This is a genomic window from Rhodococcus sp. IEGM 1370 (assembly GCF_033142325.1).
In the GTDB taxonomy this organism is placed as follows: Bacteria; Actinomycetota; Actinomycetes; order Mycobacteriales; family Mycobacteriaceae; genus Rhodococcoides.
This window is the reverse complement of the sequence record NZ_JAWLRY010000040.1, coordinates 1-7,263: the sequence shown is the minus strand read 5'-3', so window position 1 is coordinate 7,263 and position 7,263 is coordinate 1. Positions and strand designations below refer to the sequence as shown.

At 64.7% G+C, this 7,263-nt stretch carries 8 protein-coding genes; 5 read left to right on the top strand and 3 right to left on the bottom strand.

Features of this window, described 5'->3' with window-relative positions; all coding sequences use genetic code 11:
• Window positions 1–141 precede the first annotated feature (141 nt).
• The 4 genes from R4P47_RS24705 (at window position 142) to R4P47_RS24690 (ending at window position 5,012) form a co-directional block, all read left to right on the top strand.
• Window positions 142–1,812: a transposase family protein gene (locus R4P47_RS24705; RefSeq protein WP_317786046.1), complete on the top strand. Its 1,671-nt coding sequence runs from the start codon at window positions 142–144 to the stop codon at window positions 1,810–1,812.
• Between the two features lie 4 nt (window positions 1,813–1,816).
• Window positions 1,817–2,755 carry a TniB family NTP-binding protein gene (locus R4P47_RS24700; RefSeq protein WP_317786045.1) on the top strand — a complete coding sequence of 313 codons (939 nt, stop codon included), beginning with the start codon at window positions 1,817–1,819 and terminating at the stop codon, window positions 2,753–2,755.
• A complete protein-coding gene (locus R4P47_RS24695; protein ID WP_317786044.1) occupies window positions 2,752–3,984 on the top strand; it encodes a TniQ family protein in 1,233 nt (410 codons plus the stop codon). The genes R4P47_RS24700 and R4P47_RS24695 overlap by 4 nt, the downstream gene beginning before the upstream one ends.
• A 581-nt stretch (window positions 3,985–4,565) precedes the next feature.
• Window positions 4,566–5,012, top strand: coding sequence for a hypothetical protein (locus tag R4P47_RS24690; RefSeq protein ID WP_308198557.1), 447 nt, complete (start codon window positions 4,566–4,568; stop codon window positions 5,010–5,012).
• A 152-nt stretch (window positions 5,013–5,164) separates the two neighbouring features.
• Here R4P47_RS24690 and R4P47_RS24685 read toward each other — a convergent pair whose 3' ends face one another.
• From R4P47_RS24685 to R4P47_RS24675, 3 genes are all read right to left on the bottom strand, one after another.
• The gene (locus tag R4P47_RS24685; RefSeq protein WP_155289453.1) at window positions 5,165–5,314 is read right to left on the bottom strand and encodes a hypothetical protein; all 150 of its coding nucleotides are present in this window, start codon (window positions 5,312–5,314) and stop codon (window positions 5,165–5,167) included.
• Window positions 5,315–5,369: 55 nt separating this feature from the next.
• Window positions 5,370–5,525, bottom strand: a complete 156-nt coding sequence (locus R4P47_RS24680) for a hypothetical protein (RefSeq protein WP_155288742.1) — start codon at window positions 5,523–5,525, stop codon at window positions 5,370–5,372.
• A 338-nt stretch (window positions 5,526–5,863) separates the two neighbouring features.
• Entirely contained in the window at window positions 5,864–6,322 is a 459-nt protein-coding gene (locus R4P47_RS24675; protein ID WP_080733148.1) for a class I SAM-dependent methyltransferase, read from the bottom strand.
• Window positions 6,323–6,736: 414 nt separating this feature from the next.
• On the opposite strand from R4P47_RS24675, the gene R4P47_RS24670 reads away from it, so the two are divergent.
• Window positions 6,737–7,263 (top strand): MBL fold metallo-hydrolase (locus tag R4P47_RS24670; protein WP_032401028.1); only part of this gene is annotated, 527 nt, incomplete at its 3' end.

Here is a 7,263-nt window from a genome sequence, read left to right as displayed (position 1 = left end):
ATCGAACTTCCTTGGTGCACCCATATCTGCATTCTCCTGGTGAGATCACAGTCTCCACCAGTCCCAGGACGGTTCACATTCTGATGTCGGAAGTGCGGTGCACGGTCGCGCGTTCAGCTCTCGGTGACAGGGAGGCTTGTGATGGAGCTCGACGTCGTGGAGACCGGTGTGCTGACGGCGTCGGGGGAGCGGTGGGCGCAGGCAGAGACCCGATTCGCTGTCTTGGCTCCCTTGCTGGAGATGCATCCGGTGCGTTTGGCAGCGGTCGATGATGCGGCCGAACGACTGGGGTTGTCGCGTCGTCGGGTCTATGCGTTGCTTGGCAAACTCAGGGACGGGACAGGTACGGTCACCGATCTTCTGACGAAGGTCTCGCCGGGTGGGCGTGGCCGCAGCCGAGTAGCGGCTGAGGTCGAAGAAGTGATCGGCGATCATCTCACCCGATATTTTCTTCACCGCCAGAAGCTGAGTGTCGCTGCGCTGCATCGACGTATCGCGTTGACTTGTCACCGCGCGGGTCTGCCAGTGCCGGCCAGAAACACCGTCACCGCACGAATCGCCGCGCTCCATCCGGCATCGGTGGCCAGGTCACGCGGAGGACCCGATGCCGCCCGCCCACGTCAGTCCGCCGGCGACGATCCACCGACGGTTGCGGGGATTCTCGATCAGGTCCAGATCGACCACACCGTCGTCGATCTGATGGTCGTCGACGAGTACGAGCGTCAACCGATCGGTCGCCCCTACCTGACGATCGCCATCGATGTCCTTAGCCGTTCCGTACTCGGGTTCGTCGTCACTCTGGAGCCGCCGTCGTCGATATCGGTCGGGTTGTGCCTGGGCCGCGTGTGCTGCGAGAAGCAGACATGGCTGGAGGCATGCGAGCTCGCGGAACAGGTGCAGTGGCCGATGGCAGGGAAACCGAAACAGTTGTATCTCGACAACGCCTCCGAGTTCAAAAGCGAAGCGCTGCGCCGCGGATGCGCCCAGCACGCCATCACACTCGAATACCGTCCTCCGGGCCGACCGCACTACGGCGGGATCGTCGAACGCATCATCGGAACGGCGATGACGGCGGTGCACGAGCTGCCTGGGACCACCTTCTCGAACCCAGCGGACCGAGGAAGTTACGACTCGGACAAGCATGCGACGTTGACATTGCGTGAGTTGGAGCGCTGGCTGGTCCTGGCCATAGCCTCGTATCACGCGAGTGTTCACACAGGGATCGGGAACACTCCGGCCGCCGTGTGGGCCGGCGGGGTCGCCGCAGTTGGTCATGCCCCTCGTGTGGTGCTCGGCGAAACCGCGTTCCTGGTGGACTTTCTTCCCGTCATCCGGCGACGTCTGACGCGCACGGGCTTCGTCCTCGATCACGTGCACTACTTCTCGAACGCGCTCAAACCGTGGGTTGCGCGGCGAGAGGACTTGGGACGGTTCGTGATACGACGTGACCCACGAGATTTGAGCAGAATCTGGGTCCTCGAACCAGACGGTGCCGGCTATGTCGAGGTGCCGTACCGGACGATGTCACATCCCGCAGTGACACTGTGGGAGCACAGAGCTGCTATCACCCGTCTCCGCGAACAAGGTCGGTCGAACGTCGATGAGAGCGCACTGTTTTCGATGATCGAGCAGATGCGCGAGGTCACCGACCGCTCGCAGAAAGCCACCCGCAAAGCCCGGCGCAACCGCGCCCGCCGCACACACCTCACCGGCACCGCGTCTGCACCGATCCCGGCGATCCACCCGCCGGTGGAGCCTCGAGCGGACGCCGGCACCGCAACACCGGTCTTCAGCGACATCGAGGAATGGTGACGCGATGACCGCATCGACAGGAAGCAGCGACGAACCCACCGAGTCGTCCAGCGAGGATTTGGGGCACCTGCGGGAGTCGGTTCGACCGCTCACCGCACTCGACGACGCGGACCGGATCCGGTTGATCCGGTCGGAGAGGTGGATCGGGTATCCGCAGGCCCGTACGGTCATCGACCATCTGGAGACGTTGCTGTCGTGGCCGGACCGACAGCGTATGCCGAACCTACTGTTGCTCGGTCCGACGAACAACGGCAAGTCGATGATCATCGAAAAGTTCCGGCGCACTCATCCGCCGATCAGCTTGTCCGACCGCGAGCAGATACCGGTGTTGTGCATGCAGATGCCCCCGGACCCGTCACCCGGCCGGTTCTACCTCGCACTGCTCACAGCGTTGGGAACACCGACCCGACCACGCAATCGGGTCCACGAACTCGAACAGCAAGCATTGATGTTGCTCCGCGGCACCGGCGTGAAGATGTTGATCATCGACGAGCTCCACAATGTTCTCGCCGGCCGTGACAACGTCCGCCGCGAATTCTTGAACGTGCTGCGGTTCCTGGGCAACGAACTACGCATTCCTCTTGTCGCTGTCGGAACCCGCGACGCCTACCTCGCCATCCGGACCGATCCCCAGCTGGAGAACCGATTCCACCCCATGACTTTGCCGGTCTGGACCAACACTGCCGACACCAGATCACTGCTGGCCAGCTTCACCACGAGCTTCCCCCTCCGCACACCCTCGCACCTGACATCACCGGAGATGACCGACTACCTCCTCACCCGCTCCGAGGGCACCATCGGTGAACTGACAACGCTGCTCACAGCCGCAGCAGTGACCGCCGTCGACAGCGGAGAGGAAGCGATCACCTCATCGGTGCTCACGCGCACTCCGTACCTCGGCCCCACGGAGCGACGCCGCCAGTTCGAACGCCACCTCGCATGAACGCGCGGCTCGCACCGATGCCCGGTGATGCGTACGTTCGCCCGTGGCCGCTGCACCCGCCGCCACTGCCAGGTGAGGTCCTCTCGTCATGGTTGGCCCGGATATGCGAGCTGTATCCGCACATCAGGCCCTCTGACCTGCTTGCAGACCTCGAAACCGATTGTTCTGTCGAGGATCTCGACCGCTACACACCGGAGCCGATACTTGCCGAGCTGGCCGGTCGCGGCGCAGTCCCGGTAGAGAGGGTGCGGATGATGACGTTGGCGGGGTGGACACCGTGGCTGCTCGACAGCACCGACCCCGCCGACTGCGACTTCGACACCTACGTCCACCAATTCTCGATCCTGCTACCGGCCGACCTCGCGAGGGAGGATCGACGACGCCGCACACCCACGAGCGAAGCATGGTTGCCGTGGGCGAGCACTCCGCGCAGTCGGGCATGCCCGGCATGTATCGACAGCCTCGAATCCACTGCTGATATCAACATGACTCTGCTGCACCAATATCCGGTGCTGAGCAGCTGCCTCGACCACCGTTGTCGACTCGAACCCTGCTCTGTTTTCCCTGGTCATGCAATCTTCTGGGATCAGGTCCGGTTCGGTTCGGATGAACGGGTCTCGCCCGTTCCGGTTCCCTCAGCGGTCACGGACCTCGATCGGCGCAGCACCGAGGCTCTGACGACGGGATGGGTGGAACTCGGCCCAGGCCGGGTGCATGCCGCAGTGTGGTTCCGGCTTCTGCGCACCGTCGTCGACGAAGTGTCCTCGCCACTGGTTCGCACCGGACGGTGGGCGACGAGGCTCGTTGCGATCTGGAAGGCCGCCGGTCGGTCTCGCCCGCTCCGGACCGCGTGGGTTCCGTTCGAGGACCTGCACTGGGACGAGCAGGCGACAGTCCTCGAGGCCGCAGCGATCGGCATTGCGATGGTCGAGAGCGGTGAGATCGATGCCGGCGGTGCGCACGCCTCTCTGCTGAGCCCACGACCCTATGAGCCGGTCGATCCCGGGACAGCTCCGACGCGCTCGTCTTATTTCGCACCCGAGCGCGATCTGTGGGCTGACGCGCACGCTGCGGCCGAGGCCGCCATCGCGGCAGCGCGCGTCGATCCCGCATCCGCCAGTTCGTTGTACAACTTCCTGCGCTGGGGGTGCCGCACCGCAGCGGAGCTGGATGAGACGGTGCAACTGTTCCTCGACCACGGGATCCCGCTGCACCATCCGCCGACGTAGCTATCGCCCGATGGAGCGGGGTCGTCCGCGACGCATGCGCGGCGACAGCCGAGAAGCCCGTTTTCGCGCCGGGGTCATAGTCACCAACGTTGTTTGTGCGGTGACCGACGAGAATTTTCCTTCCCGCACCGTCCTTGAGGAAACGCCAGGTGAGCGTAGTTTCTGTTCGATAAATGTGTAGGAGGTGCCCGCTACAGTCCTGCATATGACAGAACGCCAGCTCGCGGACGGCTCGAACACGGTTCCGGCTGCGTGTCGGGTGGTGCGGCGGTGTTTCCTGCTTTACCGCCGGAGGTTGCCGCTCGGATCGAGCGCTCGATCGCTGCGTCTCGCTCCGCCGGCGCCCGGCGGGCCTACGCCTCGGCGTGGAGACGCTTCGAAACCTGGTGCGCCGCCACCGGGTATATCTCGTTACCGGCGCATCCCGCGACGGTGGCGGCCTATCTCGTCGCCGCCGGCGGACACGCTCACCGTCGACGACGGGATGCGGGCGTATGCGCCGGCGACGTTCGGCAAATGGATCGCGGCGGTCGCGCGGACGCCACCGCGCTACCAGACACGACAACCCGGGCGGGCACGAGATGGTCCGCGCCACCCTCGCCAGTATTCGGCGGGATTACGCGTCGGCGGGCGAGCGGCCACGCAATCCACGCGCACCGCTGCTGACCTCCGACATCACCACCATCGTCGATCATGCACGTCTCAGTGTGACCGGGTGGGCGTCGGAGGTCCTCAAACGGCGCGACACCGCGCTGCTTCTGATGGGCTATACCGGCGCATTTCGTCGTAGCGAACTCGTGGCGCTCGAATGCGGCGGTGTCCGCCGCGACCGCCTCGACGGTGCGCACGTACGGATTCGGGCGTCGAAGACCGATCAGGACGGCGTCGGGGCCTTCAAAGCCCTACCGTTCACCGGCCGTCACGAATCCTGCCCGGTCTGCGCGTGGGTACGTTGGCTGCAGGTCGTCGCGGCGTCCTCCACGTGCACCTCGCTACGTCGACGACCCAACGCCGCCGGATCGCGGTGATCGACGGCACCCATTCCCGGCAGCTGTTACCCCCTCCGGGGCGCGCGGAGATCGTTCGGGCTGCGCTGGACGTGGCGCGTACGGCGCGCCTGCACGAGCTGGCAGCCGTGATCGGCGGCATCATCGCCCGCCTCCCCGAATCCGGTTGGCCGTCAGAACTGTTCGCGCGGCGAGACGCCCGCGTCCTGATCTTCGCCTCGACCGGTCTGCCGTACACCCAGATCGCGGCCCTGCGGCACTGCAATGTCACCGCCGATCCAAGGATCGACGCCCTTCGTATCGACACAGGCCGCGGCGTCCACACTGTCACTTCCCCCGGCACTGACGGGGGCGGGGTATCTCGCCGCGGATGGTGTATCAGCGCTTGTTGGAGGTGCTGGGCCATCGCACGCGGTATCCGAGTACCCGAATGCTCTCGATGCCGTGGGCGGTACCGGACTCGGCGGATTCGACCGGTACGTCGATCCGGCCGATCGGCAGCCGCTGTCGACTGCGATCGACCGGTTGGGCCACACCCCGTTGATTGCGACCCCACTCACGTCCCGTGCGGTCGCCGACATCGTTCGAGCCCACCTGGACGGGCGAGTACCTGTGCACCGACTCCACTCGGTGCAGGCACGGCAACCGAGCGCACAGCTCGTCCCGTAGCCCGCCTCGGCTTCGGTACTCGACCCCGGATACTACGAATACGGGACCCAGGCACGCCGGGACGCGCACGAGCTACTCGGTGGCGTCGATTCAACGCTCGACGACCGTGCGGATGCACTGCTGAAGCGGCTTCTCGCGTTCGTCGAGGCAGAAGTACCGGAATATGGTCGGCCGCGCGTGCCGCGCCCATCGTACCTGCCCGTTCAGGACACCTTTCGGGCGTGAAGACGCTCGACGAGACCGAGAGTGAACCGGTCGATGTCCTCGATGGAGAAGCTCTCGTCACCGGTGATCGCGAGCGAGGACCGTCGCAGAAAGTGCACGCCACCGATCGGGATGCTCACCAGTTTCAGGGCGCGTTGGATCCATCGAACCGGCCGGATCGACGAGGCGACGTGATCGGCGGGGAGCATTGTTCCACCTGGACGCAGCACTCGCGACATTTCCGAGAGCGCGATGTCCGGGGCTGGGATGGCGCAGAGCGAGAACGTGCACACCATGGTGTCGAAGGATGTATCGGGGAAGTCCAGAGCGTGAGCGTCCCCGAGCGGCGGGTGCGCATCCGGTCTGACGTCGGTGTGGGCGCGAGCCGTGTGGTCACGACATTGGTGGTCATTGAGGCCAGGTGCACTGCATCGACAGCAGTCGTGTTGGAAGGTCATTCCGGCGTTCGAGCAGGTGGTGCAAGGACACGTGCCGAGGTATACGCCACCCTCTCCTTGATTGATCGTACGGATGTACGTACATTATGGATGAGGCTAGTCGCCAATTCTGACAAACGTCACACTCGGGAGGAATGAAATTCCCTCGTCCGCCCCGAGTCGGCGAGTGCCGGACGGCTGAGGAGGACGTGATGGTCGGCAACCGCTGCGGTGGCGCTGTGAGTCGTTGCGCCTCGCTGGATCAGTCGGTTGCGATGCCCCTGGTCGCCCAGTGGAATGCCGCCCACTTCACCTCCACCCCGCAGGAATCGGAACCGTGCGCCTCGACGCACAGAACCTGCAAAAATACCCCACGGGGTACCGTGGATTCTTGACACCCATACGAACGCCGCCACGATCGACAAGGAGATTTCGATGCTTCTCGAACGCATCTACGACGAAGACCTCGCCCAAGCCGGATACTTCATCGGCTGCCAGGCCAAAGGAGAGGCAGTGGTGGTCGACGCCCGCCGCGACATCGGTGTGTATCTGGATCTGGCCGATCGGCATGGCATGACCATCACCGCCGTGACCGAGACCCATATCCATGCCGACTACCTGTCCGGCACTCGCGAGCTGGCCAAGGCCACCGGGGCGGTCACCTACGTCTCAGGAGAGGGCGGCGACGATTGGCAGTACGGCTTCGAGGCCGAACGCCTCCACGATGGCGACACGCTGGCTCTGGGCAACATCACCGTGCAAGCCGTTCACACGCCCGGTCATACCCCGGAGCACCTCTCGTTCCTGGTGACCGACGGTGCCTTCGCCGATGCTCCGGGATACATGTTGACGGGCGACTTCGTCTTTGCCGGTGATCTCGGCCGCCCGGACCTACTCGACGAAGCTGCCGACGGTGTCGACACCCGTTTCGAGGGTGCCAAACAGATCTTCCGCAGTCTGAA

Coding starts and splice junctions, on each gene's coding strand:
- R4P47_RS24700 (WP_317786045.1), top strand. CDS start 1,817: ATGACCGCATCGACAGGAAGCAGCGACGAACCCACCGAGTCGTCCAGC.
- R4P47_RS24695 (WP_317786044.1), top strand. CDS start 2,752: ATGAACGCGCGGCTCGCACCGATGCCCGGTGATGCGTACGTTCGCCCG.
- R4P47_RS24705 (WP_317786046.1), top strand. CDS start 142: ATGGAGCTCGACGTCGTGGAGACCGGTGTGCTGACGGCGTCGGGGGAG.
- R4P47_RS24675 (WP_080733148.1), bottom strand. CDS start 6,322: ATGACCTTCCAACACGACTGCTGTCGATGCAGTGCACCTGGCCTCAAT.
- R4P47_RS24690 (WP_308198557.1), top strand. CDS start 4,566: ATGGTCCGCGCCACCCTCGCCAGTATTCGGCGGGATTACGCGTCGGCG.